Source organism: Roseateles sp. (assembly GCF_019237615.1).
Lineage (GTDB): Bacteria > Pseudomonadota > Gammaproteobacteria > Burkholderiales > Burkholderiaceae_C > Pelomonas.
This window is the reverse complement of record NZ_JAFAGT010000095.1, coordinates 1-24,831: the sequence shown is the minus strand read 5'-3', so window position 1 is coordinate 24,831 and position 24,831 is coordinate 1. Positions and strand designations below refer to the sequence as shown.

The 24,831-nt window shown below is 70.2% G+C and carries 25 protein-coding genes; 17 read left to right on the top strand and 8 right to left on the bottom strand.

The window, feature by feature from the left end; translation table 11 throughout:
* Positions 1–76: 76 nt before the first annotated feature.
* A complete protein-coding gene (locus tag JOY88_RS19990) occupies positions 77–1,342 on the top strand; it encodes a M23 family metallopeptidase (protein WP_293504401.1) in 1,266 nt (421 codons plus the stop codon).
* Entirely contained in the window at positions 1,320–2,435 is a 1,116-nt protein-coding gene (locus JOY88_RS19985; RefSeq protein WP_293504400.1) for an anhydro-N-acetylmuramic acid kinase, read from the top strand. Before JOY88_RS19990 ends, JOY88_RS19985 begins: the two co-directional genes overlap by 23 nt.
* Here the strand turns inward: JOY88_RS19985 and JOY88_RS19980 are convergent.
* From JOY88_RS19980 to rplM, 4 genes are all read right to left on the bottom strand, one after another.
* The gene (locus JOY88_RS19980; protein ID WP_293504399.1) at positions 2,432–3,880 is read right to left on the bottom strand and encodes a multidrug transporter subunit MdtD; all 1,449 of its coding nucleotides are present in this window, start codon (positions 3,878–3,880) and stop codon (positions 2,432–2,434) included. The genes JOY88_RS19985 and JOY88_RS19980 overlap by 4 nt on opposite strands.
* A gap of 61 nt (positions 3,881–3,941) precedes the next feature.
* Entirely contained in the window at positions 3,942–4,307 is a 366-nt protein-coding gene (gene erpA / locus JOY88_RS19975) for an iron-sulfur cluster insertion protein ErpA (protein WP_293504398.1), read from the bottom strand.
* A gap of 100 nt (positions 4,308–4,407) precedes the next feature.
* Complete coding sequence (gene rpsI, locus JOY88_RS19970; protein ID WP_268148645.1) at positions 4,408–4,800, bottom strand: 30S ribosomal protein S9; 393 nt, start codon at positions 4,798–4,800, stop codon at positions 4,408–4,410.
* 9 nt (positions 4,801–4,809) lie between these two features.
* A complete protein-coding gene (gene rplM, locus JOY88_RS19965) occupies positions 4,810–5,238 on the bottom strand; it encodes a 50S ribosomal protein L13 (protein ID WP_088482271.1) in 429 nt (142 codons plus the stop codon).
* 213 nt (positions 5,239–5,451) lie between these two features.
* On the opposite strand from rplM, the gene JOY88_RS19960 reads away from it, so the two are divergent.
* The 3 genes from JOY88_RS19960 to JOY88_RS19950 all read left to right on the top strand — a co-directional run bounded on the left by JOY88_RS19960 (position 5,452) and on the right by JOY88_RS19950 (position 8,302).
* On the top strand, positions 5,452–6,240 hold the full coding sequence (locus JOY88_RS19960; RefSeq protein ID WP_293504397.1) for a GNAT family N-acetyltransferase: 789 nt from the start codon (positions 5,452–5,454) through the stop codon (positions 6,238–6,240).
* 131 nt (positions 6,241–6,371) lie between these two features.
* Positions 6,372–7,232: a DUF2726 domain-containing protein gene (locus JOY88_RS19955; protein ID WP_293504396.1), complete on the top strand. Its 861-nt coding sequence runs from the start codon at positions 6,372–6,374 to the stop codon at positions 7,230–7,232.
* A gap of 23 nt (positions 7,233–7,255) precedes the next feature.
* A complete protein-coding gene (locus tag JOY88_RS19950; protein ID WP_293504395.1) occupies positions 7,256–8,302 on the top strand; it encodes a serine/threonine protein kinase in 1,047 nt (348 codons plus the stop codon).
* Here the strand turns inward: JOY88_RS19950 and JOY88_RS19945 are convergent.
* Positions 8,299–8,682, bottom strand: coding sequence for a YciI family protein (locus tag JOY88_RS19945; RefSeq protein ID WP_293504394.1), 384 nt, complete (start codon positions 8,680–8,682; stop codon positions 8,299–8,301). The genes JOY88_RS19950 and JOY88_RS19945 overlap by 4 nt on opposite strands.
* Positions 8,683–8,829: 147 nt before the next feature.
* Between JOY88_RS19945 and imuA the strand changes: the two genes are divergently transcribed.
* The 5 genes from imuA to msrQ all read left to right on the top strand — a co-directional run bounded on the left by imuA (position 8,830) and on the right by msrQ (position 15,824).
* A complete protein-coding gene (gene imuA, locus JOY88_RS19940; RefSeq protein ID WP_293504393.1) occupies positions 8,830–9,666 on the top strand; it encodes a translesion DNA synthesis-associated protein ImuA in 837 nt (278 codons plus the stop codon).
* Positions 9,635–10,921 (top strand): Y-family DNA polymerase, encoded by a 1,287-nt coding sequence (locus JOY88_RS19935; RefSeq protein ID WP_293504392.1) that lies wholly within the window; start codon positions 9,635–9,637, stop codon positions 10,919–10,921. Before imuA ends, JOY88_RS19935 begins: the two co-directional genes overlap by 32 nt.
* Positions 10,918–14,082, top strand: coding sequence for an error-prone DNA polymerase (locus JOY88_RS19930; RefSeq protein ID WP_293504391.1), 3,165 nt, complete (start codon positions 10,918–10,920; stop codon positions 14,080–14,082). Before JOY88_RS19935 ends, JOY88_RS19930 begins: the two co-directional genes overlap by 4 nt.
* A gap of 168 nt (positions 14,083–14,250) precedes the next feature.
* The gene (gene msrP, locus JOY88_RS19925; RefSeq protein WP_293504390.1) at positions 14,251–15,219 is read left to right on the top strand and encodes a protein-methionine-sulfoxide reductase catalytic subunit MsrP; all 969 of its coding nucleotides are present in this window, start codon (positions 14,251–14,253) and stop codon (positions 15,217–15,219) included.
* Positions 15,219–15,824, top strand: coding sequence for a protein-methionine-sulfoxide reductase heme-binding subunit MsrQ (msrQ, locus tag JOY88_RS19920; protein WP_293504389.1), 606 nt, complete (start codon positions 15,219–15,221; stop codon positions 15,822–15,824). Before msrP ends, msrQ begins: the two co-directional genes overlap by 1 nt.
* On the opposite strand, the gene JOY88_RS19915 is transcribed toward msrQ, so the two are convergent.
* Positions 15,817–16,281 (bottom strand): hypothetical protein, encoded by a 465-nt coding sequence (locus tag JOY88_RS19915; protein ID WP_293504388.1) that lies wholly within the window; start codon positions 16,279–16,281, stop codon positions 15,817–15,819. The genes msrQ and JOY88_RS19915 overlap by 8 nt on opposite strands.
* Before the next feature lie 74 nt (positions 16,282–16,355).
* Between JOY88_RS19915 and JOY88_RS19910 the strand changes: the two genes are divergently transcribed.
* The 3 genes from JOY88_RS19910 to JOY88_RS19900 all read left to right on the top strand — a co-directional run bounded on the left by JOY88_RS19910 (position 16,356) and on the right by JOY88_RS19900 (position 18,592).
* Complete coding sequence (locus tag JOY88_RS19910) at positions 16,356–17,126, top strand: SDR family oxidoreductase (RefSeq protein ID WP_293504387.1); 771 nt, start codon at positions 16,356–16,358, stop codon at positions 17,124–17,126.
* A gap of 14 nt (positions 17,127–17,140) precedes the next feature.
* Positions 17,141–17,545, top strand: a complete 405-nt coding sequence (locus tag JOY88_RS19905; RefSeq protein WP_293504386.1) for a dihydroneopterin aldolase — start codon at positions 17,141–17,143, stop codon at positions 17,543–17,545.
* Positions 17,546–17,674: 129 nt separating this feature from the next.
* Positions 17,675–18,592 carry a hypothetical protein gene (locus JOY88_RS19900; RefSeq protein WP_293504385.1) on the top strand — a complete coding sequence of 306 codons (918 nt, stop codon included), beginning with the start codon at positions 17,675–17,677 and terminating at the stop codon, positions 18,590–18,592.
* Positions 18,593–18,607: 15 nt separating this feature from the next.
* Here the strand turns inward: JOY88_RS19900 and JOY88_RS19895 are convergent, their stop codons facing one another.
* A complete protein-coding gene (locus JOY88_RS19895) occupies positions 18,608–19,813 on the bottom strand; it encodes an NAD(P)H-dependent flavin oxidoreductase (protein WP_293504384.1) in 1,206 nt (401 codons plus the stop codon).
* Between the two features lie 219 nt (positions 19,814–20,032).
* Between JOY88_RS19895 and ttcA the strand changes: the two genes are divergently transcribed.
* The 4 genes from ttcA to JOY88_RS19875 all read left to right on the top strand — a co-directional run bounded on the left by ttcA (position 20,033) and on the right by JOY88_RS19875 (position 23,596).
* Positions 20,033–20,965 carry a tRNA 2-thiocytidine(32) synthetase TtcA gene (ttcA, locus tag JOY88_RS19890; RefSeq protein WP_293504383.1) on the top strand — a complete coding sequence of 311 codons (933 nt, stop codon included), beginning with the start codon at positions 20,033–20,035 and terminating at the stop codon, positions 20,963–20,965.
* Between the two features lie 60 nt (positions 20,966–21,025).
* On the top strand, positions 21,026–21,646 hold the full coding sequence (locus tag JOY88_RS19885; RefSeq protein ID WP_293504382.1) for a DUF4136 domain-containing protein: 621 nt from the start codon (positions 21,026–21,028) through the stop codon (positions 21,644–21,646).
* A 67-nt stretch (positions 21,647–21,713) separates the two neighbouring features.
* Positions 21,714–23,093, top strand: coding sequence for a bifunctional UDP-N-acetylglucosamine diphosphorylase/glucosamine-1-phosphate N-acetyltransferase GlmU (gene glmU / locus JOY88_RS19880; RefSeq protein WP_293504381.1), 1,380 nt, complete (start codon positions 21,714–21,716; stop codon positions 23,091–23,093).
* 83 nt (positions 23,094–23,176) lie between these two features.
* Positions 23,177–23,596: a hypothetical protein gene (locus tag JOY88_RS19875; protein ID WP_293504380.1), complete on the top strand. Its 420-nt coding sequence runs from the start codon at positions 23,177–23,179 to the stop codon at positions 23,594–23,596.
* Between the two features lie 48 nt (positions 23,597–23,644).
* Here the strand turns inward: JOY88_RS19875 and JOY88_RS19870 are convergent.
* Positions 23,645–24,831: IS4 family transposase (locus JOY88_RS19870; protein WP_293504379.1), on the bottom strand; the 1,187-nt coding region annotated here is incomplete at its 5' end.

Genomic DNA, 24,831 nt, shown 5'->3' with positions numbered 1-24,831 from the left:
AAACGCCGAAACCTTTGCCGCCAGGCATCCGCGCGCGCTCACCGCCAGCGTCGTGGGCGTCCTGAGCTGCTTTGCCGTGACCGCCTTCGGTATCGCGCCGCTGGCGCCGGATGCCGCTGAACTGCCGCGCCGCACGCTGGTCGAGACCGTCCCCATGGCCGACATCTCGGCCCAGCTCGACGAACTCGCCAGCCACGCCATCGGCCTGACCCGCGCCGAGGCCACCCGCTCCAGCGACACGCCGGACAGCCTGCTGAAGCGCGCTGGCGCCTTCGACCCCGCCGCCGCAGCCTTTCTGCGCACCGACCCGCTGGCCCGCCGCGTGTTCCAGGGCCGCGCCGGCAAGATGGTCCACCTGACGGCCGATGCCTCGGGCCAGGTGCAGAAGATCGTCGTGCGCTTCCCGGCCGAGAAGGTCGAGCAGCAGGGCAGTCATTTCACGCGCCTGACCATCGCCCGCGACGGCGCGCAGTTCAGCGCCCGCACCGAGACCGCGCCGCTGCAGGCCCAGGTGGCACTGGGCAGCGGCACCATCCGCAGCTCGCTGTTCGCCGCCACCGACGACGCCAACATCCCCGACGCCATCGCCTCGCAGATGGCAGACATGTTCTCGGGCGATATCGACTTCCACCGCGAACTGCGCAAGGGCGACCGCTTCAGCATCGTCTATGAGATGCTGACCGCCGACGGCGAGCCCATCACCTGGGACGGTGGCGTCGGCCGCCTGCTGGCCGGCGAGTTCACGAACAACGGCAAGACCTACTCGGCGGTCTATTTCAAGGACAGCGCCACCGGCAAGGCCAGCTTCTACGGCTTCGACGGCCAGAGCAAGCGCCGCGCCTTCCTGTCCAGCCCGATGGAGTTCTCGCGCATCACCTCCGGCTTCGCGATGCGCTTCCACCCCATCATGCAGACCTGGCGCCAGCACAACGGGGTCGACTACGGCGCGCCGACCGGCACGGCCGTGCGCTCCGTGGGCGACGGCACCGTCGAGGTGGCCGGCTGGCAGAACGGCTTCGGCAACGTCGTGCAGGTGCGCCACAGCGGGGACCGCAGCACGGTCTACGCCCACCTCAGCAAGATCGACGTGAAGAAGGGCCAGCGCGTCGAGCAGGGCCAGCGCATCGGCGCCGTCGGCTCGACTGGCTGGGCCACCGGCCCGCACCTGCACTTCGAGTTCCGCGTCGGCGGCCGCCATGTGGACCCGCGCGCCATCGCCCGGGCCTCCGAGGCCGTCACGCTGCCGAACTACGCCAAGGCACAGTTCCAGCAGACCGTCGCCAGCGTCAAGACCCAGCTGGCCGTTGCCGAAACGATGGATGGTGTCTCTGCTGCCGACTGAGCCGCGCCGGCTCTACATCGGGCTGATGTCGGGGACCTCGCTCGACGGCGTCGATGCGGTGCTCTTCGACGCCGACGAGCTCGCCGCAGGCGGCCATGTGCACGCGCCCTTTGCCACGGCACTGCGCGACGAACTGCTGGCGCTGAACGCGCCCGGCCACAACGAGCTGCACCGTGCCGCGCTGGCCGCCAACGCGGTGGCACGCGCCTATGCCGACGTCGTCTCGCAGCTGCTGGAGGCAACGGGCACGTGTCGCCAGCAGATTGCCGCACTGGGCGCCCACGGCCAGACCGTGCGCCACCAGCCGGGCGGCTTTGACGGCTACACGACCCAGTTGCTGAACGGTGCGCTGCTGGCCGAGCAGACCGGCATAGACGTGGTCTGCGACCTGCGCAGCCGCGATGTCGCCGCGGGCGGCCAGGGGGCGCCCCTGGTGCCGGCCTTCCATCGCGCCGTGTTCGGCACGGCCGGCCAGGATGCCGCCGTGCTGAACCTGGGCGGCATCAGCAACCTCAGCCTGCTGTTCGCCGATGGCCACACCGGCGGCTTCGACTGCGGGCCGGCCAACTGCCTGATGGACGGCTGGATCGCCCGCCACCGCGGCATGCCCTACGACGCCGATGGCGCCTGGGCCGCCACAGGCCAGGTGTTGCCGGACCTGCTGGCCGCGCTGCTGGCCGAGCCCTATTTCAAGCTGCCGCCGCCCAAGAGCACGGGGCGCGACCTCTTCCACCTGGCCTGGCTGGAGGCCCGGCTCACGCCCGGGCTGGCCCCAGAGGATGTGCAGGCCACGCTGCTGGAACTCAGCGCCCGCTGCGTGGCCGACGACCTGGACGCCCAGATGCCCGCGGCCCGCACGCTGATCGCCTGCGGCGGCGGCGCGCTCAACGGCCGGCTGATGCAGCGCCTGGCGGCGCTGCTGCCGGGCCTCGCCGTGCAGAGCAGCGCGCAGCGCGGCCTGCCGGTGGACCAGGTCGAGGCCGCCGCCTTCGCCTGGCTGGCACATCGCTTCATGGCGCGCCTGCCCGGCAACCTGCCGGCCGTCACCGGCGCCGCGGGGCCCCGAGTGCTGGGCGCCCTCCACCCGGCCTAGCCGGCTTCCACGTCCTGTTCACGGCGTGCCGCCGTGGCGGCACTGTCCCGCGCGTCGAGCTGCCAGAAGATGCCGGCCGATGCGATGGTGATCAAGGCCATGGTGGCGAAGGTGGCACGGAAGGACGACAGCGTGTGCACGCCCTCGCCGCCGAAGAAGGCCGCAAACGCCGCCAGCACGGCGCCCGCTGCAGCGACACCCATGCCCATGGCCAGCATCTGCACCATGGACAGCAGGCTGTTGCCGCTGCTGGCCGCCGACGGCCCCAGGTCCTTCAGCGTCAGCGTGTTCATGGCGGTGAACTGCATGGAGTTCACCGCACCGAAGAGGGCCAGCTGCACGATGCGCACGACGAGCGGCTGATCCGGCGACACGAACGCGAAGCTGGCCATCGTCAGCCCCACCAGCAAGGTGTTGACCACCAGCACGCGGCGGTAGCCGTGGCGCGTGATCAGCGGCGTCGTCAGCCGCTTCATCGACATGCTGGCGATGGCGACCGGCAGCATCATCATGCCGGCCTGCGCGGGCGAATAGCCCATGGTCACCTGCAGCAGCAGCGGGATCAGGAAGGGCATGCAGGAGCTGCCCAGCCGCGAGAACAGATTGCCCAGCAGGCCGATGCGCAGCGAGCCGACCTGGAACAGGCTGGGCGAGAACAGCGGGTCGGGGCGGCGCAGCGCATGCAACCAGTAGGCCGCGAGGCTGGCCAGACCGAAGATCATCAGCACGAGGACGGACGCCTGGCGCAGCCCCAGGCCCGAGAGCCCGTCCAGCGCCAGCGACAGTGCGACCATGCCGAAGGCCAGCAGCAGATAGCCCGCCATGTCGAAGCGGCCCACGGCCGCGGCGGCAGGCCTGGGCATGTAGCGCAGCGTGGCCAGCGCGCCGACGACGCCCACTGGCACGTTGATGAGGAAGATCCAGTGCCAGGACGCCACCTCGACGAGCCAGCCGCCCAGCGTCGGACCGATCAGCGGTCCCACGAGGCCGGGGATGGCGACGAAGCTCATCGCCTGCAGGAAGCGCTCGCGCGGGAAGGTCTTGAGCACGACCAGCCGGCCCACCGGCAGCAGCAGCGCGCCGCCCAGGCCCTGCACGACGCGCGCAGTCACCAGCAGGGCCAGGCTGTGCGACATGGCGCACAGCACCGAGCCCAGCACGAAGAGCAGGATGGCGCCGACGTAGACGCGCCGCATGCCGAAGCGGTCAGCCATCCAGCCGGAGGCCGGGATCAGCATGGCCATCGTCAGCGAGTAGGCAACGACGACGGACTGCATGCGCAGCGGACTCTCGCCCAGGCTGGCCGCCATCGCCGGCAGCGCCGTGTTGACGATGGTGGCGTCCAGCGTCTGCATGAAGAAGCCGACGGCCACCAGCCACAGCAGCAGCTTCAGCGAGCGCTCCCGCTGCGGGTCCGTCGAAGGGGTCGGCAAGGTGGATGCCATGGCTCAGAAAACAGCAAAGCCGCCCAGGGGCGGCTTTTGCAAAGTGCTGGGCGACACGCGCTCAGACCGAGAAGCTCGATCCGCAGCCGCAGGTGGTCGTCGCGTTCGGGTTCTTGATCACGAACTGGGCGCCCTGCAGGTCTTCCTTGTAGTCGATCTCTGCGCCCATCAGGTACTGCAGGCTCATGGAGTCGATCAGCAGCGTCACGCCGTTCTTGACCATCTGCGTGTCGTCGTCGTTGACGGCCTCGTCGAAGGTGAAGCCGTACTGGAAGCCGGAGCAGCCACCGCCCTGCACGAAGACGCGCAACTTCAGGTCCGGGTTGCCCTCCTCGGCCACCAGGTCGCGCACCTTGTCGGCGGCGCTGTCCGTGAAGACCAGGGGCACGGGGATGTCGGTGACGGGGGTATCAAGCACGGCGCTCATGGCGGGGCTCCTGTGGATCTGTCCAGAAACGAATGTGGGGATTGTCGGCGCAAAAACAAAAGGCCGCATGGAGCGGCCTTTTGATGGCAAAGCGTGGAAATTAACGCTTGCTGAACTGCTTGCGGCGACGGGCGCCGTGCAGGCCGACCTTCTTACGCTCGACTTCACGCGCGTCACGCGTGACGAAGCCGGCGCGGCTCAGTTCGGGCTTCAGGGTGGCGTCGTAGTCGATCAGCGCGCGGGTGATGCCCAGGCGCAGCGCGCCGGCTTGGCCGGATTCGCCACCGCCGTGCACGTTCACCTTGATGTCGAAGGCCTCGCCATTGTTCGTCAGCAGCAGGGGCTGCTTGGCGATCATGATGGAGGTCTGACGACCGAAGTAAGCGTCGATGGCCTTGCCGTTGACGATGATCTGGCCCGTGCCCTTCTTGATGAAGACGCGAGCGACCGACGACTTGCGGCGGCCAGTGCCGTAATTCCAGTTTCCGATCATGGCCGTTCCTTAGATCTCGAGAGCCTTGGGCTGCTGGGCGGTGTGCGGGTGCGTGGGACCTGCGTAGACCTTCAGCTTCTTGACCATGGCATAACCCAGCGGGCCCTTGGGCAGCATGCCCTTGACGGCCTTCTCCAGCGCGCGGCCGGGGTGCTTGGCTTGCATGTCCTTGAACTTCGTGGCGTAGATGCCGCCGGGGAAGCCGGAATGACGGTAGTACACCTTGTCGGTGGCCTTGTTGCCGGTCACGCGGAGCTTGTCGGCATTGACGATGACGATGAAATCACCGGTGTCGACGTGAGGCGTGTAGATGGCCTTGTGCTTGCCGCGCAAACGGAGTGCCACTTCGCTGGCAACACGTCCGAGCACCTTGTCGGTGGCGTCAATCACAAACCACTCGTGCGTCACCTCGGCCGGCTTGGCGCTGAAGGTCTTCATGAGAGTTGCTTTCGCTACGCCGGCCCCTCTGGAGAAGCCGGCAATGGATGGCTGAAACTTCGACCGGCCTCGGTGCTGTGTCATGGATGCACAACCTCTCGGCGCGGCTCTTTCCCGCAGCCTTTTGACGGAAAAGCCCACGAGTGTAGCAGCAGGGAAGGTGGTTTGAAAGGCCCTCGCGCGCTACGCTTGGCGTACAGCCCCGGCCACATCATGCCCCGCCAACCGCACGCCGCCGCCAAGCCCCTGCCAGCAGAGCCGGCCGGAGACCGGGATCACGGACTGTCGCCCCTGGGCCCCGACCCGGAGGCGCCGGCCGAGCCGGCGGGCCCGCTGGCCAACGCCCGGGCAGCGCTGGAGCGGCTGTCGACCTGGGTCCCGATCCGTTCCCTGGCCCGCCGCCACCGGCGCCGCATCGCCGAACACCTGCTGGCGCTGACACCACAGGATCGCTACCTGCGCTTCGGCTATCCAGCCTCGGACGCACAGATCCACAAGTACGCCCTGGCCATCGACTTCGGCCGCGACGAGGTGCTGGGCATCTTCAACCGCCACCTGCAGCTGATCGCCCTGGCCCATCTGGCCTATGGCCAATCCCTGCCGGGAGAACCCGGCCGCACGATGGCCGAGTTCGGCGTGTCCGTGCTGCCGCAGTCGCGCGGCCGCGGGCTGGGCCGGCGCCTGTTCGATACCGCCGGCCTGCACGCCCGCAACCGCGGCATCGACACCCTCTTCATCCACGCCCTCAGCGAGAACCGGCCCATGCTGCGCATCGCCACGACCGCTGGCGCCATCGTTGAGCGCGATGGCAGTGAGTCCGCGGCCTGGCTGCGCCTGCCGCCGGACTCGTTCGGCTCCCAGGTCGAGCAAGCCCTGGCGCGGCATCTGGGCGAGCTGGACTTCCAGCTCAAGCGCCAGGCCCAGGTGCTGAGCGGGATCGTCGACGGTGTGGCCGAGGTCAAGGCTCATTTCGAATCCTCGGGGCGCGCCGCCAAGGAATAGATGACACCCCGGACACCCCCCTCAGGCCCGGGGGAATCGGGACTAGCGAGTAATGCTTTTTAGGGACGCTGCGCTACATTGCCCGACCATTGCGCCGAGGATCGGCGTCGTCGCCGAACACCTCGAGGGACATGCCGTACGCCATCTATTGGATCGCCGCCCTGGCTGTTTGCGTGCTGGGTCTGGCCATCAGCCTGATCTGGGCCTTGCGGCGGTCGGCGCACGCCAATAAAGGATTGCCGGCGGAGTGGTCGCTCACTGCACGCCCCGTGTTCACGACCGACGAGCGGCGCGTCTTCCGCCTGTTGCGCGAGGCCCTGCCCCATCACGTCGTGCTGTCCAAGCTGCCGCTGGTGCGCTTCTGCCAGCCGACCGAGGCCAAGGAGGTGCGCTACTGGTTCGATCTGCTCGGCGCCTCGCATGTGACCTTCGCCGTCTGCAGCCCCAACGGCCGTGTGCTGGCTGCCGTCGACCTGGAAGGCGAGCGCGGCGTCACGCCGCGCAGCCTGCAGATCAAGCATGCCGTGCTGTCCGCCTGCCGGGTGCGCTATCTGCGTTGCGCGATGGACCAGCTGCCCAGCGTCGCCGAGCTGCAACTGCTCGTGCCCCAGGGCAGCAACCCGCGCGGCCCGCTGCCGGCGCCGGCCGCGATGCCGAGCCTGCCGCGCCGCCGCGCCGGCACAGGCGAAGATGAATTCGGCAGCGACTGGGGCCAGTTCTCCCAGCCGCTGCCGCTGTGGCAGGACGCCAGCGTCTTCGGCGGCGTCGAGGGCTATGGCGAGCGCTACCCGCGAGCGTCAGCCCCGCTGCACCCGACGGAGCCGCCCCAGCCACAGCGCCGCCTACCCTCGCGCAGCCTCGACACCTCGCGCTACAACCCGCGCAGCCTGCCCGTGCTGGATGACGCCGACGACGAGGCCATGATGGACGACATCGTCGGCATCGTCGTCGATGCGCCGCGCTACGCCACCCAGCGCCCGCGCAGGAGCTGAGCCGATCCGGCGACACTCGCCGGATGCACCACGCGACCCCTGACCTCAGCTTCGGCGACCTGACGCCGGAGTTCATGCTCGACGCCCTCGACGCCGCCGGCCTGCACGCCGATGGCCGGCTGCTGCAGCTCAACTCCTTCGAGAACCGCGTGCTGATGCTGCACCTGGAGGACGGCCGCGCGGCCGTCGCCAAGTTCTACCGGCCGGCGCGCTGGAGCGATGCGCAGATCCTGGAAGAGCACGCCTTCGCCGCCGAGCTCGCTGCCGCCGAGGTGCCCGTGGCCGCGCCATGGCCGCTGGCCGGTGGCTCCACGCTGTTCCACCACCAGGGCCAGCGCCTGGCCGTCACCCCGCGCCAGGGCGGGCGCGGGCCCGAGCTGGAAGACCCCGAGGTGCTGCGCTGGATAGGCCGACTGCTGGCCCGCCTGCATGGCGTGGGCCGCAGCAGGCCCTTCACCGAGCGCCTGTCCTGGGCCAGCGCCGCCCCGGCCCGGACCGCGCGCGACTGGCTGATGGCCAACGACGCCATCCCGCCCGAGATCGCGCCCGCCTGGGATGACGTCGCGCAGCGCTGCATCGCCGCCATCCAGGCCGCCTTCGACGGCCTGCCCGGCCTGCAGCTGACCCGCCTGCACGGCGACTGCCATCCCGGCAACATCCTGTGGACGCCCGATCGCGGCCCGCATTTCGTCGACCTGGACGACGCCGTCACCGGCCCGGCCGTGCAGGACCTGTGGATGCTGCTCCCCGGCGAACCCGACGCGGCCCGTCACCTGCTGAACGCCGTGCTGGACGGCTACGAGCAGATCGCCGAGTTCGACGACCGCGAGCTGCGCCTCATCGAGCCGCTGCGCACGTTGCGCATGATCCATCACAGCGCCTGGCTGGCGCGCCGCTGGGGCGACCCGGCCTTCCCGCTCGCCTTCCCCTGGTTCGGCACGCCCAACTACTGGCTGGACCAGGTCGCCAAGCTGCGCGAGCAGCTGGAGGCGATGAAGCCCAAGGACTCGCCGCCGACGCTCATGCGTGACGAGGACGGCGTGGACTTCGACGGCGACGGCTTCGCCTAACGCCAGTTGGCGGGCGTCTCGTTGGTCGGCACCGTCACATGGGCGCGGACGCCGTCCAGCGGACGGATTTCCAGCGTCAGGCCGAACTGCAGGCAGGGGTTCTCGGCGCCAATCGCCGCGGCCTGCTCCAGCGTCTCGGCGACGATGAACCAGTAGCCGCCCACCCATTCCTTGGTCTCGGCAAACGGGCCGTCGGTGACCAGGCCCTGGGCGACGATGCGAACGCTGCGCTCCAGGCGGCTGCCGGGCTTGAGCCGGCCCTGGGCCAGGCCCTGCTCGTACCAGTCGTAGAACGCATCGATGGCCCCCTGCACGGCCTGTGGGCTCGCATCTTCATTCCACTGGCCGCGGGAGAGCACCAGATAGTCGTTCATCGGCATGGAGAGGCTCCTGGAAAGAGGGGTGGCGGGAACGCGCGAAATGCTAGCGGCCTGGTGGGTCGATCGGCAAAATATACTGGATGCACATACAGTATTGTGATCTCATCCAGGCTACGGTTCCTTCCCTTCGCTCCCTGCCGCCCGGCCATGCTGCCCGCTCCCGTCGCCACGCCCGCCCCCGTCACGCCGCCCCCCGGCCCTGCGCCGCTGGACGACGCCCGCCTGCAAGGCCGGCTGTGGCGTGGCAGCAGCCTGGGGCAAGCCGTCGACCCGACGCTGCCCAGCGGCTTCGCCGCGCTGGACGCCGAGCTGCCCGGCGGCGGCTGGCCGCTGCAGGCGGTCACCGAACTGCTGCTGCCGCAACCCGGCGTGCTGGAGTGGCGGCTGCTGGCGCCGGCCCTGGGCGGCTGGTGGGCAGAGCCGCAGCGACCTGCGGCCGGGCCGGTCCGCCAGCGCGCCGCAGCGCCGTCCCTGCGCCGCCTGCTGCTCGTGAACCCGCCGCATGCCCCCCATCTGCCCGGCCTGCAGGCCCTGGGCCTGCCGCCGTCGGCCCTGGTCTGGGTGGCCGCCACGACGCCGACCGAGGCGCTCTGGGCCGCCGAGCAGGCCATCAAGTCGCGCGTCGCCGTGCTGGCCTGGCTGCCCGAGGCACGGCCCGAGCAGATCCGGCGCCTGCAGGTCAGCGCTCTGGGCTCGGATGCACCCACCTTTCTGATACGGCCGGAACGCGCCGGCCAGCAATCCTCGGCGGCGCCGCTGCGCCTCGCCGTGCAGCCCGGCGAGGGCTGGCAGCTCGCCGTGCACCTGCTCAAGCGCCGCGGACCGGCCCATGCGGGCTGGCTGGCACTGCCGGCCATGCCGGCTGCGATCGCGCCGCTGCTGACGGCCGCCCGGCGCAGGCCCGTGCCGCTGGCCGCGCCCATGCCCAACCCCGCTGCCGCGGAGCGCCCCCATGCGCTGGCTCGCCCTGTGCTGCACGCCTGAAGCCCCCGATGGCGACCGCGATGCCCTGGGCTGGCTGGCGCTGGGCTTCACGCCCCGCGTCGCGCGGCTGGAGGAGGCCGTCGTCGCCGAGGTGTCGGCCAGCCTGCGGCTGTTCGGCGGCGCGCGCGCCTTGCGCCGGCGGCTGCAGGACCAGGCCGCGCAGGCCGGCCTGACGCTGGGCGCACAGGCCTGGGCGCCGACCGCACGGGCGGCGCTGGCGCTGGCACGCTGCCCGGCCCCCCCGCGGTCCGGCCGCCTGAGCGAACGCCTCGACGCCCTGCCCCTGTCGGTGCTGAGCGCCGCCCAGGCCCACCACGCCATGCTCGCCCGCCTGGGCTGTCAGCGCCTGGGCGAGCTGCGCGGCCTGCCGCGCGCTGCCCTGGCCAAGCGCTTCGGTCCGGCGCTGCTGAACGCGCTGGACCAGGCCTATGGCGAGCAGCCTGAGGCGCATGACTGGCTGACACTGCCCGAGCGCTTCGATGTGCGGCTGGAGCTGCCCTGGCGCGTCGAGCATGCCCCCGTGCTGCTGCATTTCGCCGAGCTGCTGCTGCGCCAGCTCTGCGCCTTCCTCGCCGCCCGCCATGCCGGCGTGCGCGCGCTGCGAATGAGCTGGCAGCATGACGCAATGCGCCCGCGCGACGTGGCCGACGGCGGCGAGCTGAACATCGCCACGGCCGACACGACGCGCGACCTGCGGCGCCTGTCGCGCCTGCTGGCCGAGCACCTCGCCCGCACGACGCTGGCCGCGCCGGCCGGCGAGATCCGCCTCGGTGTCGACGCTTTGCTGCCACTGGAAGAGGCGAGCAGCAGCCTGCTGCCCGGGCCCGGCGACCCGCAGCAACGCACGACGACGAACGCGCTGCTGGAGCGCCTGTCCGTGCGCCTGGGCGCCGACCGGGTGCGCGAGGGCCGGCTGCACGAAGACCACCGCCTGGACCACATGCAGAGCTGGCGGCCCTGGCCCGCGCCCCCCGCCGCCCCCACGCGCCGCCCGCCCGGGCCGCAGCCCACCTGGCTGTTCGATCCGCCGCAGCCGCTGCGCTGCGACGCGCAGGAGCAGCCGCTCTATGCCGGCCCGCTGGCCCGCATCAGCGGGCCGCACCGCATCGAGGCCGGCTGGTGGCAAGGCCGGCATGGCCTGCAGACGCGCGACTATTTCGTGTACCGCAGCGCCACGCGCGGCCTGCTATGGCTGTATCACGAGCGCCTGCCCACGACCGAGTCCGGCTGGTTCCTGCATGGGGTGTTCGCATGAAGCGAGAGCCGCCGCCCTATGCCGAGCTGCACTGCCTCAGCGCCTTCAGCTTCCTGCGCGGCGCCTCGGAGCCCGGCGACCTGGTCGAACGCGCCTGCGCGCTGGGCTATGCGGCCCTGGCCCTCACCGACGAATGCTCGCTGGCCGGCGTCGTGCGCGCGCATGCGCAGCTGCGGCGGCTGCGCGAGGCCGAGCCGCAGGCCGCCCTGCCCCGGCTGCTGATCGGCAGCGAATTCCTCGTCCGCGACGACGCCGGGCAGCCGCGCTTCAAGCTGGTGCTGATCGCGCAAGACCTGAACGGCTACGGCAACCTCAGCCAGTTCATCACGCGGCTGCGCCGCGCCAGCCCGGTCAAGGGCCAGTACACGCTGCACTGGCAGCAGATCGCGCCAGAACAGCTGGCCGACTGCCTGGTCCTGCTCGTGCCGCCGCGCGAGGCCAGCGACGCCGAGCTGGCCGCGCCTGCGCACTGGCTGCTGCGCCACTTCGCCGGCCGCGCCTGGATCGCCGTCGAGCTGCTGCGCGAGGCCAGCGACGCGTCATGGCTGCAGCGGCTGCAGGCCTTGTCCGAGGAGACCGCCCTGCCCCTGGTCGCGGCCGGCGACGTGCATTTCCATGTGCGCTCGCGCAAGGCCTTGCAGGACGTCATGATGGCCACGCGCCTGGGCTGCACCGTGGCCGATTGCGGTTTCGACCTGCAGCCCAATGCGGAGCGGCACCTGCGCAGTCGGCAGCGGATCGCGCAGATCTATCCGGCCGAGCTGATGGCCGAGACGCTGAACGTGGCCGCGCGCTGCACGTTCAGGCTGGACGAGATCAGCTATCGCTACCCCAGCGAGGTCGTGCCCGCCGGGCTCACGGCCAGCCAGCACCTGCGCGCCCTGACCTATGAAGGAGCGGCCCGGCGCTGGCCCGACGGCCTGCCCGAGGAATGGCGCGCCCGCATCGAGCACGAGCTCCGCCTGATCGAGGACCTGGGCTACGAGCATTACTTCCTGACAGTCGCCGACACCGTGCAGTTCGCGCGAGGCATCGGCATCCTGTGCCAGGGCCGGGGCTCGGCGGCCAACAGCGTCGTCTGCTACTGCCTGCACATCACGTCGGTCGATCCGAAGGAAAGCAAGCTGCTGTTCGAACGTTTCATCAGCCGCGAGCGCAACGAGCCGCCTGACATCGACGTCGACTTCGAGCACGAGCGCCGCGAGGAGGTCATCCAGCACCTCTACGACAAGTACGGCCGCGATCGCGCCGCGCTGACGGCCGTCGTCATCTGCTACCGGCCCAAGAGCGCGATCCGGGATGTCGGCAAGGCACTGGGCTTCAGCGAGGAGCAACTGGCCGTGATGAGCAAGGATCACAGCGGCTGGCCCGGCCAGGTGTTGCCCGAGGACCATCGCGCCGCGTTGCTGCAGCGGCTCGGGCTTGCCGACGACGACCCGCGCCTGCAGCAGCTCATCACGCTGGGCCGCCAGCTCAACGGCCTGCCACGCCACCTCAGCCAGCATGTGGGCGGCTTCGTGCTGACCGACGGGCCGCTGGAGCGCCTCGTGCCCATAGAGAACGCGACGATGCCAAATCGCAGCGTCATCGAATGGGACAAGGACGACATCGACGAGCTGAAGATGATGAAGGTCGACGTGCTGGCGCTGGGCATGCTCACGGCCCTGAAGCGCTGCTTCGACCTCCTCGAGCCCCTGCGTGGCCGGACCTACGAGCTGGCCGGCATCCCTCAAGACGACACGGCCACCTACGACATGATCTGCGCGGCCGACACCATCGGCGTCTTCCAGATCGAGAGCCGGGCGCAGATGTCCATGCTGCCACGGCTGCGGCCCCGCACCTACTACGACCTCGTCGTCGAGGTCGCCATCGTGCGGCCCGGCCCCATCGAGGGCGGCATGGTGCACCCCTACCTGAAGAACCGGCTGCTGCCCAGGAGCGAGATCAAGTACCCGAAGCGGGAGCTGGAAGAGGCCCTGGGCCGCACCTGCGGCGTGCCCATCTTCCAGGAGCAGGTCATGCAGATCGCGATGATCGCGGCCGGCTTCTCCGCCGGAGAGGCCGATGAGCTGCGCCGCGCGATGGCGTCGTGGAAGCGCCCCGGCGTGCTGGAGAAGTACTACGACAAGGTCATCCTCGGCATGCGCAAGAACGGCTACGAAGACGACTTCGCCGAGCGCATCTTCAGGCAGATCAAGGGCTTCTCCTCCTACGGCTTCCCCGAGTCCCACGCCGCCAGCTTCGCGCTGCTGACCTATGTCAGCTCCTGGCTCAAATGCCACGAGCCCGCGGCCTTCCTGTGCGCGCTGCTGAACTCGCAGCCGCTGGGCTTCTACACGCCCAGCCAGCTCGTGCAGGACGCGCGCCGGCACGACATCGAGGTGCGATCCATCGACGTGAACCACAGCGACAAGGACAGCACGCTGGAGGCCCGCCCCGGCGAGCACCAGCCCGCCGTGCGGCTGGGCCTGCGCCTGGTCAGCGGCCTCGGCGCCGAGGCGGCCCAGCGCATCGAGGCCGCGCGCCGCCATGACGGCCGCTTCAGCCACCCGCAGGACCTGGCCCTGCGCGCCGGACTCACGCAGCAGGACATGCAGCATCTCGCTGCCGCCGACGCCCTCACCTCGCTGGCCGGCCACCGCCGCCAGCAGGTCTGGCAGGCCTCGGCGCTGCACGCGATGCCCGCACTGCTGCAGGGCAGCCTGCTGCCCGAGGACGACCTCGAGCTGCCCGCAGCCGCCGAGGGCGAGGAGGTGCTGTGGGACTACGCCGCCACCGGCCTGACGCTGCGCCGCCACCCGCTGGCGCTGCTGCGCCCGCTCCTGGCCCGGCAAGGGCTGCTGAGCGCCAGGCAGCTCGACGCCGTCAAGAGCGGCCGCCGCGCCAAGGCCTGCGGCATCGTCACCGGCCGGCAGAAGCCGCAGACCGCCAAGGGCACGCTCTTCGTCACGCTGGAAGACGAGACCGGCAACGTGCAGGTCATCGTCTGGAACAAGGTCTACGAGGCGCACCGCAGCACCATCCTCGGTGCGCGGCTGCTGGCGGTGGAAGGCATCTGGCAGCGCGGCGACGGCGACGTGCGCCATCTGCTGGCGCAGGGATTCACCAACCTGAATCCGCTGCTGGGCAGGCTGCCGACGGAGAGCCGGGATTTCCGCTGAGCCTGCGGTCATGCCGCGTCCATGGCGCAACCACCCCAGCCGGCGAGCCCATGCCACCCGCCACGCCGAGCGGGATCTGCAACAACCTCAAGCACGCAGAACGCCTTCGGTGTAAGTTGAGACTATCCTGGCCCGACAACCTGCCAGCCCGCAGCCTCGAGAGTCCTCATGCTGATCCGAATCCCTGCTTCCCACGAGCCCCTGCCCAGCGAGATCACGCCGCGCCAGGTCTATCTGAGCCGCCGCCAGGTCATGGCCGGCCTCGGCCTCATCGCCGTCGCGCCGCCGCTGCTGGCCCAGTCCGCGCCCGGCGGTGGCAAACTGCCCAGGCTGGCCGCCACGCCCAGCACGGTGGCCGGTGCAATCGCGGCGGACAAACCCACCCGCTACATCGATGCCACGTCGTACAACAACTTCTACGAGTTCGGCACCGACAAATCCGATCCCGCCGAGCGCGCCCGTACGCTGAGGCCACGCCCCTGGACGGTCGCCGTCGAAGGCGAATGCGCCAAGCCCGGCAACTACGACCTCGACACGCTGCTCAAGCTGGGCGCCATGGAGGAGCGTGTCTACCGCCTGCGCTGCGTCGAGGGCTGGAGCATGGTCATCCCCTGGGTCGGCTATTCGCTGTCCGAGCTGATCAGGCGCGCGGAGCCCACGCCCAAGGCCAAGTTCGTGGAGTTCACGACGCTGGCCGATCGCGCGCAGATGCCTGGCCTGCGCTCGGCCGTGCTCGACTGGCCCTATGTGGAGGGCCTGCGCATGGACGAGGCCATGCACCCGCTGGCGCTGCTGACTTTCGGCATGTATGGCGAGATGCTGCCCAACCAGAACGGCGCGCCGGTGCGCGTCGTGCTGCCCTGGAAATACGGCTTCAAGTCGGCCAAGAGCATCGTCAAGATCCGCTTCGTCGAGAAGCAGCCGCGCAGCAGCTGGGAAGACGCCGCGCCCCAGGAGTACGGCTTCTATTCCAACGTCAACCCCGGCGTGCCGCATCCGCGCTGGAGCCAGGCCAGCGAGCGCCGCATCGGCGAGGACGGCCTGTTCGCGAAGAAGCGCCCCACGGTGATCTTCAACGGCTACGAGGCCCAGGTCGGGCAGCTCTATGCCGGCATGGACCTGCGACGCAACTACTGATGCGCGGCGCCCTGTCCGCCGCGCTGCTGAGCCGCGCCGCCAAGCCGGTGCTGTTCCTGCTGTGCCTGGCGCCGCTGGCTTGGCTGGTCTATGGCGCCGCCGCCGACCAGCTCGGCGCCAACCCGGCCGAGGCGCTGATACGCCGCCTGGGCGACTGGACGCTGCGCGGACTGTGGCTCACGCTGACCGTCACGCCGCTGCGCCAGCTGAGCGGCCTGGCGGCGCTGGCGCGCTTTCGCCGCATGCTGGGCGTGTTCACGTTCAGCTACGCAAGCCTGCACCTGCTCGCCTACGGCTGGTTGGACATGGGGCTGGACTTCGGCGACATCGCCCGCGACATCGCCAAGCGCCCCTTCATCCTGATGGGCTTCTCGGCCTGGCTGCTGATGCTGCCGCTGGCCACCACCAGCTTCAACAAGGCCGTCAAGGCGCTGGGTGCCCGGCGCTGGCAGGCCTTGCACAAGGCCGTCTACGCGATCGCCGTCATCGCGCTGCTGCACTTCATCTGGATGCGCGCCGGCAAGCACAACTTCGCCGAACCGGCGGTCTACGGCGCCCTGCTGACCGTGCTGCTGGGCTGGCGGATGCTGCGCCGACTCACCTGATGCACATCAGGCCCAGGTAAGCCAGTGCCAGCGCGGCCTGCAGGCCGAGGAAGAACCGTCCCGAGATCGGCCACCGCACCGGCAGCCGCCGCAGCTCGGGCGGCAGCAGCGCGCCAAGCCCATCCAGGCGCTGCCCGCGAGCCTCGTCATGGCAGCCCAGGATGCCTTCCAGGCGGATCATGCGCTCGACGCACTTGGTCCAGAGCCGCACCAGCATGACGGTCAGCGCCGCGCCGATGACGGCCGTCAGCAGTGGAATGATCAGCAGCCCTCGCGACTGTCCGGCCGTCAGGTGCTCATTCATGGCCAGGCCAACGAAGATCAGGGCCGCTGAGATAATGAGCGTGTTCGCACTGACCAGCAGTTGCTCGTAGTGCCTCGACCATTGTTGCGCCTCTGCATAGAGCTGGCGCACGGTGGCGATATCGTCCGCCGAGGCGGTTTGGCTAGTGTCCAAGCGCAAGGCTCCCCTATCGTTGATTGACGTCCCTTCGATTCTGGCGCCTGTGACGGCTGCTCCACGCAAACCTTATGCAAGTTGCCCCTGTCGTTCTGGTCACCGGCTCGGCCCGCCGCCTGGGCCGGGCCATCGCGCTAGAACTGGCCGGACATGGCTATGCCATCGCGGCCCACTACCACCAGTCGGCCCAGGACGCCGAGGCGCTGGTGAGCGAGGCCGAGGGCCTGGGCGTGCGCGCCCGTGCCTTCATGGCCGACCTGTCGGACGAGGCGGCCTGCCGCGCCCTGCTGCCCGCCGTGCGGGCGCACTTCGGCCGCGTGGACGCCGTCGTGAACAACGCCTCGCTGTTCGTGCACGACAGTGTGGACAGCTTCAGCTACGCCGGCATGGACGCGCACTGGCGCGCCAACACGGCACCGGCCATCGTGCTGGCACGCGCCCTGCGCGAGGCCTGCATCGCGCAGGGCAGCCAGGGCTGCGTCGTCAACCTGCTCGACCAGAAGCTCTGGAACCCCAATCCCGACCACCTCTCCTACACGCTGTCTAAGGCCGCCCTCGAATCCAGCACGACGCTGCTGGCCCAGGCGCTGGCGCCACAGGTGCGGGTATGCGGGGTCGCGCCGGGCATCACCCTGCCCTCGGGGCCCATGAGCGACGAGGAGTTCACCCGCGCCCACGGCATGACGCCGCTGGGCCGCTCTTCCACCGCGCAGGACGTGGCCCAGGCGGTGCGCTTCCTGTTGCAGGCGCAAGCCATCACCGGCACCACGCTGCTGGTCGATGGCGGCCAGCACCTGGCCCCGCAGCCGCGCGACGTCCTGTACCTGCTCCAGCCCGATTGACTCACCCCACAGCCATGTCCCACTTCTTCGCTCACCCGGCCCTGCAGGACTGCCGCCGCCTGTTCCTGCGCAACTACGAAGCCTGGATCAACATCGGTGTGCATGATTTCGAGAAGCGCGGCGAACAGCGCGTCGTCATCAACGTGGATCTCTTCATCCCGCTCGAAGCCTCCACGCCGCGCCAGGACGAGTTGCACGAGGTGGTCGATTACGACTTCATCCGCCGCACCATCGGCGAGCGCGTCGGCAAGAGCCATGTCCATCTCCAGGAAACCCTCTGCGACGACATCCTGGCGCTGATGCTGACCCACCCCAAGGTGCGCGCGGCGCGCGTCTCCACCGAGAAGCCCGACGTCTACCCCGACTGTGACGCCGTTGGCGTCGAGGTGTTCGGGATCAAGCCGGCCTCAGCGCCGTAGGCCCGGCAGACCGGCGCCGGACCGGGCGCCCGGTGAGCGCCCGCCTTGACCTGCCTCAAACGGCGTCGCCGAGGAGTTGACGCACATTAAGGACGACCCCGGCCGCCGCGCCGAGCATTCGGGTCGCCCATGTCCCACGCGCCCTCCCACGCCAGTTGCTGTGCCAGCCTGCGCCAGACCCTGCTGCATGGCTGGCAGCAGACGTTCCCGCTGCACGCATCGCCGTTCCGGCAGATGGCGGCGCTCAGCGGCGCCACGCCGCGCGAGTTGCTGAGCCTGTGCCAGGAGCTGCACCGCCACGGCGCGCTGCAGGCCATCCAGCCCTGCTGGGGCGAGGGGCTGCGCCGGCAGCGCTGGCGCTTCGCGTTCGAGCCGGGCGACGACGGCGCGCACCTGGCAGCCGCACTGGCCGCGCTGCCGGGCTGCTTCCGCATCGAGCGCGCCGCGCCCCGGGCAGGCATGCCGCCGCTGTGGGCCGAGATCGAGGCGCTGGACGAAGCCGCGCTGGCCCGCCAGCTGCGGCGGCTCCCGGCGGCACCCATGGCCCGCCTGCCGCTGCCGGCCTCGTCCGCGCGTGCCCTGCCCTGCGACGACCCCGAGATGGCCAGCTATCTCGAGGAAGGCCTGGCGCTCTGCTCCCGGCCCTTCGCCCATTGCTCCAGGCTGCTGGGCTGCAGCGAGTCCCGGCTGCTGGCCAAGCTGCAGGCCTGGCGCCGCGGCGGCCAGCTCGCCGGCCTGGCCTTGAAGCCGCCGCCCTCACGGGTGCCGCAACCGGGCCTGCTGGCACTGTGGCGCGGCGCCAGGCCCACGTCCCGGAGCCTGGCCGGGCTGCGGGCGCGCAGCGGCGTGGATCACGTCGTCAGCGGCCATGGCACGCCGGCTTGGCCGTGGCAGCTGAGCCTGGTGCTGCGCGCCGCGCCGCAACTGGCCTCGGACCAACTGCGCGAGGTCGTCGCCCATGCCGGCCTGGCCATGCCCGACGCCAGCGCCCGGCTGCTGATCGTCCAGCCGCGCGACCAGGCCCTGCTCTTTCGCGTTGCGGACTGAGCCGCCGCTCCGAGGTCAGGCCGGCGTGCCGAGCGGGACGCCGGGCGTCATCAGCCGTTCCAGCAGCTGGCGCACGCTGGTGACCTGGCTGCCGAAGGGCAGGCCGCCGCGGCCCCGGAAGAACAGACCCTTGTCCATCTCGCCACGCAGCGCCGCGGCCAGACGCTGGTCGATGCAGAACTGGCCCCAGCCCTTGAGGCCATCGCGCAGGCCGCACTGGCTCAGGCAATCGAAGGCCATCGTGCAGCGCCGCTTGAGCTGGGCCACGGCCTGCAGGCGTTCCTCGGCCTTGAGGTACTTCCTCAGCCACGGCGTCATCACGGCACGGGCCGGCAAGCCGGCCACGCTGGTGAACTCGACGAGGTCCTCGTCGCGCGCCGCGGCCAGCACCTTCTTGAAGTGGGGGTGGGCATCGCATTCCCGCGTCGCGACGAAGGCGGTGCCCAGCTGGGCCGCGTCGGCGCCCAGGGCCTGCAGGCGCTGGATGTCCTCGCAGGTCCGCACGCCGCCGGCGGCGATCAGCGGCACGCGACCCTCCACGCCGGCATCGCGCAGATGCCGGCGCACGGCCGGCAGCACGGCCTCGAAATCGAAACGTGCGTCGCCCACATCGGCCACGCGGGCGGCGCCCAGGTGGCCGGCCGCATGGCCCGGGTGCTCGATGACGATGGCGCTCGGGATGCGTCGGCGTCGCTCCCACTTGCGCCACAGCAGCGCCACGCCGCGTGCGTCGCTCAGGATGGGCACCAGCGCCGTGTCCGGATGATCCTGGGCCAGTTCGGGCAGGTCCAGCGGCAGGCCGGCACCGACGACCAGCGCGTCCGCGCCCTCCTGCAACGCCGTGCGCACCGAGGCCGCGTAGTCGCTGACGGCCCGCATCACGTTGACGGCCAGCAGCCCGCGGCCGCCGGCGATGCCGCGAGCCTGGCGGATCTCGCGCGCCAGCGCCTCCTGGTTGGCCTGCTCCATGACGGCCTTCTTGTTCGCGTCGCCGTCGCGCAGGCCTTCGCTGCGAGCCATCAGGTCGGGGTGGTGGCGGCGCAGGTCCACCGAGGCGATGGTGCCCCAGGCCCCCTGGGCGGCGACGCTGCCGGCCAGGCGATGGGCCGAGACGCCCACGCCCATGCCGCCCTGCACCACGGGCAGCAGCTGGCGGCCGGCGACTTGCAGCGGGCGCAGGCCGGCGGCCGCCATGCGTTCGAGAAGCGAGGGAGTGGTCATGGGGCTGCGAATGAGGCAAAGGCGCGATGCTGGACCGGCGTTCCGCGCGGCGCCTTGACCTGGTGCAAGGTCTGGCCGATTCGCAGCTGGAATGGGCGCCCCGGCGCGACGGCGAGGCCCCGCCTGTCCCCACCCCGCGCTGTTTGGGACAATGGGGCCCGTCCTCCCCCCCGACTGCAAAGTCGCCATCAGCACCGAACGGGGTGCGCGTCGAATCCCATGTCCGAAGTCCAAGCCCCCACCGCCACCGCCGCCCCCACCGCCGAAGAGCTTGCGGCCAAGAAGGCCGCGCACGAGATCAACAAGCTCTCCAAGCGCCTGCATCGCCAGGTGGGCCAGGCCATCACCGACTTCAACATGATCGAGGACGGCGACAAGGTCATGGTCTGCCTGTCAGGCGGCAAGGACAGCTACGCGATGCTGGACATCCTGCTCAACCTGCAGCAGCGCGCGCCCGTCAAGTTCAGCCTGGTGGCCGTCAACCTCGACCAGAAGCAGCCCGGCTTCCCCGAGGACGTGCTGCCCAGCTACCTGCGTTCGCGCGGCGTGGACTTCCACATCGAGAACCAGGACACCTACTCCATCGTCAAGAAGCTCATCCCCGAGGGCAAGACGACCTGCAGCCTGTGCTCGCGCCTGCGCCGCGGCATCCTCTACCGCGTGGCCGGCGAACTGGGCGCCACCAAGATCGCGCTGGGCCACCACCGCGACGACATGGTCACGACGCTGTTCCTGAACATGTTCTTCGGCAGCCGCATGAAGGGCATGCCGCCCAAGTTGGTCAGCGACGACGGCAAGAACGTCGTCATCCGCCCGCTGGCCTATGTGAAGGAGCCCGACCTCGTGCGCTGGGCCGAGCACCGCGAGTTCCCCATCATCCCGTGCAACCTGTGCGGCAGCCAGGAGAACCTGCAGCGCGTGCAGGTCAAGGCCATGATCAACGAGTGGGAGAAGCGCTACCCGGGACGCATCGACAACATCTTCACGGCCATGGGCAGCATCGTGCCCTCGCACATGATGGACAAGAAGCTGTTCCCGTTCGAGACCATGCGCGCGACGGGCCGGGCCGAGCCCGATGGCGACATCGCCTTCGACGACGACGAGAGCTGCGCGACGCCAGCGCCGGCCGCAATCATCACGCTGCAACGCTGATTTACACCGGGGCAATCCGGGCGCGTCAGAATCCCCCCATCACAACGATGGAGGTGTTCCATGAACCGCCGCCTGCTCCTCGCCACCCTGGCCGCCACCTCGGTCGCCGTGCTCGCCGGCTGCGCCGGCCCCTACACCATCTCCGCCGACGTCTCCACCTACGGCAACTGGCCGGCCGACCGCAAGGCCGGCAGCTACGCCTTCGACCGCCTGCCCTCGCAGCAGCAGAGCGAGGAGGCCGCCAAGCGCCAGGCCGCGCTGGAAGAGGCGGCCCGCGGTGCGCTGGAGCGGGCCGGCTTCAGGCCTGCCACCGACGCCAAGAGCGCCGACGTCCTCGTCACCCTCGGCGCCCGCGTCACGGCCTATGACCCCGTGCCCTGGGACGACCCGCTGTGGTGGCGCTGGCGCGGCCGCATGTTCGCGCCGCGCTACGGCTACGCCGGCTGGGGCGGCTGGGGCTGGCGCCAGGATCCCTTCTTCGACCGCCGTTACGACCGTGCCGTCGCCGTGCTGATGCGCGACCGCGCCAGCGGCGACGCCTTGTTCGAGACGCATGCCAGCAACGAGGGCATGACCATGGGCGGCGACGCCGTCATCAGCGGCCTCTTCGACGCCGCCCTGGCCGAGTTTCCCAAGGTCGAACCGAAGTCGCACCGCGTGTCCGTGCAGGTCGCCCGCTAGCGTGCGGCAGGCTGCGCCCGCCTGCCCATAATCGCGACTTCGTTAAAACGCAGTCGCAAGGGCAGGCATGGCGCTCAACATCGTGATCATGGCGGCGGGCAAGGGCACCCGCATGAAGTCGGCAACGCCCAAGGTGCTGCACAAGCTCGCCGGCCGCTCGCTGCTGGCCCACGTGCTGCAGAGCTGTGAACCGCTCGCGGCCCAGGCCCGCATCGTCATCACCGGCCATGGCGCCGAGCAGGTCGAGGCGGCCGTCGCAGCGCCCGGCATCGGCTTCGTGCGCCAGATGCCACAGCTCGGCACCGGCCACGCCGTCCAGCAGGCCGTGCCCGTGCTGCAGGGCGAAGGCACGACGCTGATCCTGAACGGCGACGTGCCCCTCATCGAGACGGCCACCGCCAAGGCCCTCATCGACGCCTGCGCCGGCCATGCGCTGGTGCTGCTGACGGTAGACCTCTTCGACCCCACCGGCTACGGCCGCATCATCCGCGACCCCGACGACGATGGCGTGCTCGCCATCGTCGAGCACAAGGACGCCACACCCGAGCAGCGCCTCATCCACGAGGGCTACAGCGGCATGATGGCCGCGCCCACCGGCGCGCTCAAGCGCTGGGTCGGCCAGCTGAGCAACGCCAACGCCCAGGGCGAGTACTACCTGACCGACATCGTCGCGATGGCCGTCGCCGAAGGCCTGCCGGTGCTGGGCATCAAGGCCCACAGCGAGACCGAGGTGCTGGGCGTCAACGACCCGGTGCAACTGGCGCAGCTGGAGCGCGCCTTCCAGGCCCGCCAGGCCGAAGACCTGATGCGCGCCGGCGTACGCCTGGCCGACCCGGCCCGCTTCGACCTGCGCGGCACGCTCACGCACGGCCAGGATGTCGAGATCGACGTGAACTGCGTCTTCGAGGGCCGCGTGGAGCTGGGCGACGGCGTGCGCATCGGCGCCAACTGCGTGATCCGCAACGCCCGCATCGCCGCCGGCGCGCGCATCCACGAGTTCACCCACATCGACGGCGAGGCGGCCGGCGCCAGCATCGGCGAGGGCGCGCTGATCGGGCCCTTCGCCCGCCTGCGCCCTGGCGCACAGCTGGGTGCCGAGGTGCACATCGGCAACTTTGTGGAGGTCAAGAACTCCACGCTGGCCAAGGGCGCCAAGGCCAACCACCTGGCCTACCTGGGAGACGCCACGGTGGGCGAACGCGTCAACTACGGGGCGGGCGCCATCACGGCCAACTACGACGGCGCCAACAAGCACCGCACCACCATAGGCGACGATGTGCACGTGGGCTCCAACTGCGTGCTCGTCGCGCCGGTCACGCTGGGTGCCGGCGCCACCATCGGAGGTGGATCGACGATCACCAAGGATGTCAACCCCGGCGACCTCGCCGTGGCGCGCGGCAAACAGGTGGCGCTGGCCGGCTGGGCCCGCCCGGCCAAGAAGCGTTGAATTGGCCCGTTACCGTGACTTTGTTCCTGAGATCCCCCCGTCTCGCCGTTAGGATGCGCTCCTGCCCTAATGCCGCAGTACCCATGGCTCACGAACTCGACTTTGCCGCGCTCTCGCTCGACGATGCCGTCCCGGCCGACCTGGGCGCGTTCGAGATTGCCCAGGCCCGCAGCGACGCGGCCGCCCGCAACCGCTCGCTGGAACTGCAGGCCCAGGCCTGCGACAACGCCGCCGACGCCTGCTGGTACCTGGCACGCAGCCTCGGCGCCGCGCGCGACCTGCCGCAGAACGGCGAAGCCAGCCTGGAGTTGCTGTTCCAGCTCATCGGCGCGTTGGCGGATCTGCCGGCCGACGTCGCCGCAGCCCCGCTGCCCGACGTCGTCGGCGGCCGCGACGACGGCATCACCGAGCTCTGCCTGCAGCTCGAAGCCGCCCGTGAAGTAACGCAGGACGCGCTGATCGCCGCAGAACTGGCTCCGGCCCGTGCCCAGCACTGCCACTGAGCGGCAGCACCCAGATGAAAGGCGCCCCGCGGGGCCAATGCCAGTGAGTTAAGCGCTCACTGGCATTTTTTTCGTCGGGAATTTGTGAGCGCGGTTCTTGACGGCTCTGGGGAAACTGCGGCCGGTACGGCGTAGGGGTAGCAAGAAGCGTCGGGACTGTTCAAGCAAGGCCGCCAACTGCTTGGGCAAGGCACCCGCAGAGCCCAGGCTGCAAATGCTCGGCGGATTCACGATGGCATGGCTTGCGATGTGGAAGCTGATGCGCTGGTGCTCGACCTTGAGTTCTACCGCCATCTCGCGCATCCAGCGGTGCAGCAGCGTATGGGCGATCAGCCCCCACGGCGCTTGCCTCACCAACTCGGGCCGCTTGCTGCGCAGCACCGGCTCGCCGTCCTGCAAGGATTGCTTGATCTCCCTGAGCCCCAGCTCAATCTCCCAGCGCTGGCGGTACAACTCGGCCAGTTGCCGCGCCGGATGCGCGCGATGATCCTGCATTGAGGTGATGAAGCGCCGCGTCTGCCCGCCCACCTCCACCTCGATCAGCCGGGCCTGCCATCGGCTGGGCAACTCGGGGCGTGACTTGCGGGCTTGGGGCGAGATGGGCATGCGGATCAGCGCATCACCGGGCGCAAACTGCTCGACCACTTCGTGGCGTAAGTTGTCCTTGGCCCGCATCAGCCAGTGGCGTTGCTCCCCTGCGGCCTGCCAGTCCGGCAGAAACGCCGCCGAGAAGTAGGCCCGGTCGAACAGGGTCAGGGAATGGTCCTGTCCTTGCAACTGCGCCGCCAGACCCAGCTCACCGCAGGCCATGCCGCCAAGCTTGGCATCCAGCAGTTCATGGCTGCGTGTGTCCATCAGACAGGTCGCACGGAGCTGTGGCCAGGGCAGCGGGCCGTGCTGGGTGCTGCAGCTGCCCAGTTGCTCGCGGTTGTCTGGCGTGTCCGGTGCCGGCCACACCACGCCGTCCACGGCCAGCACCCTCGGTGGCACGCCGTGCACGTGCCGCGGGGCACGATTCCAAGCCCGGGTCAACAGGCCAGACAACTCGGCCAGAGGCGCTTCACCCAGGCGCTGGCGAGCCTGCACGCTGGCGCTGGGCGCAGGCAGCGGTTGCCCGTCCAGGCTCAGATCCAGTTCCTGCCACAGCGGTCGGTTGCGAAACAGCGCCAGGCCAATCACCAGCCAGACGGCATGCTCGGCTGGCAGCTTGCGGCTGCGGATCGAGCCCTTCCCGC

Excerpts from the sequence above, each read along its gene's own strand:
- JOY88_RS19985 (WP_293504400.1), top strand. The coding sequence starts at position 1,320 with ATGGTGTCTCTGCTGCCGACTGAGCCGCGCCGGCTCTACATCGGGCTG.
- JOY88_RS19980 (WP_293504399.1), bottom strand. The coding sequence starts at position 3,880 with ATGGCATCCACCTTGCCGACCCCTTCGACGGACCCGCAGCGGGAGCGC.
- erpA (WP_293504398.1), bottom strand. The coding sequence starts at position 4,307 with ATGAGCGCCGTGCTTGATACCCCCGTCACCGACATCCCCGTGCCCCTG.
- rpsI (WP_268148645.1), bottom strand. The coding sequence starts at position 4,800 with ATGATCGGAAACTGGAATTACGGCACTGGCCGCCGCAAGTCGTCGGTC.
- rplM (WP_088482271.1), bottom strand. The coding sequence starts at position 5,238 with ATGAAGACCTTCAGCGCCAAGCCGGCCGAGGTGACGCACGAGTGGTTT.
- JOY88_RS19960 (WP_293504397.1), top strand. The coding sequence starts at position 5,452 with ATGCCCCGCCAACCGCACGCCGCCGCCAAGCCCCTGCCAGCAGAGCCG.
- JOY88_RS19955 (WP_293504396.1), top strand. The coding sequence starts at position 6,372 with ATGCCGTACGCCATCTATTGGATCGCCGCCCTGGCTGTTTGCGTGCTG.
- JOY88_RS19950 (WP_293504395.1), top strand. The coding sequence starts at position 7,256 with ATGCACCACGCGACCCCTGACCTCAGCTTCGGCGACCTGACGCCGGAG.
- JOY88_RS19945 (WP_293504394.1), bottom strand. The coding sequence starts at position 8,682 with ATGCCGATGAACGACTATCTGGTGCTCTCCCGCGGCCAGTGGAATGAA.
- imuA (WP_293504393.1), top strand. The coding sequence starts at position 8,830 with ATGCTGCCCGCTCCCGTCGCCACGCCCGCCCCCGTCACGCCGCCCCCC.
- JOY88_RS19935 (WP_293504392.1), top strand. The coding sequence starts at position 9,635 with ATGCGCTGGCTCGCCCTGTGCTGCACGCCTGAAGCCCCCGATGGCGAC.
- JOY88_RS19930 (WP_293504391.1), top strand. The coding sequence starts at position 10,918 with ATGAAGCGAGAGCCGCCGCCCTATGCCGAGCTGCACTGCCTCAGCGCC.
- msrP (WP_293504390.1), top strand. The coding sequence starts at position 14,251 with ATGCTGATCCGAATCCCTGCTTCCCACGAGCCCCTGCCCAGCGAGATC.
- msrQ (WP_293504389.1), top strand. The coding sequence starts at position 15,219 with ATGCGCGGCGCCCTGTCCGCCGCGCTGCTGAGCCGCGCCGCCAAGCCG.
- JOY88_RS19910 (WP_293504387.1), top strand. The coding sequence starts at position 16,356 with ATGCAAGTTGCCCCTGTCGTTCTGGTCACCGGCTCGGCCCGCCGCCTG.
- JOY88_RS19905 (WP_293504386.1), top strand. The coding sequence starts at position 17,141 with ATGTCCCACTTCTTCGCTCACCCGGCCCTGCAGGACTGCCGCCGCCTG.
- JOY88_RS19900 (WP_293504385.1), top strand. The coding sequence starts at position 17,675 with ATGTCCCACGCGCCCTCCCACGCCAGTTGCTGTGCCAGCCTGCGCCAG.
- JOY88_RS19895 (WP_293504384.1), bottom strand. The coding sequence starts at position 19,813 with ATGACCACTCCCTCGCTTCTCGAACGCATGGCGGCCGCCGGCCTGCGC.
- ttcA (WP_293504383.1), top strand. The coding sequence starts at position 20,033 with ATGTCCGAAGTCCAAGCCCCCACCGCCACCGCCGCCCCCACCGCCGAA.
- JOY88_RS19885 (WP_293504382.1), top strand. The coding sequence starts at position 21,026 with ATGAACCGCCGCCTGCTCCTCGCCACCCTGGCCGCCACCTCGGTCGCC.
- glmU (WP_293504381.1), top strand. The coding sequence starts at position 21,714 with ATGGCGCTCAACATCGTGATCATGGCGGCGGGCAAGGGCACCCGCATG.
- JOY88_RS19875 (WP_293504380.1), top strand. The coding sequence starts at position 23,177 with ATGGCTCACGAACTCGACTTTGCCGCGCTCTCGCTCGACGATGCCGTC.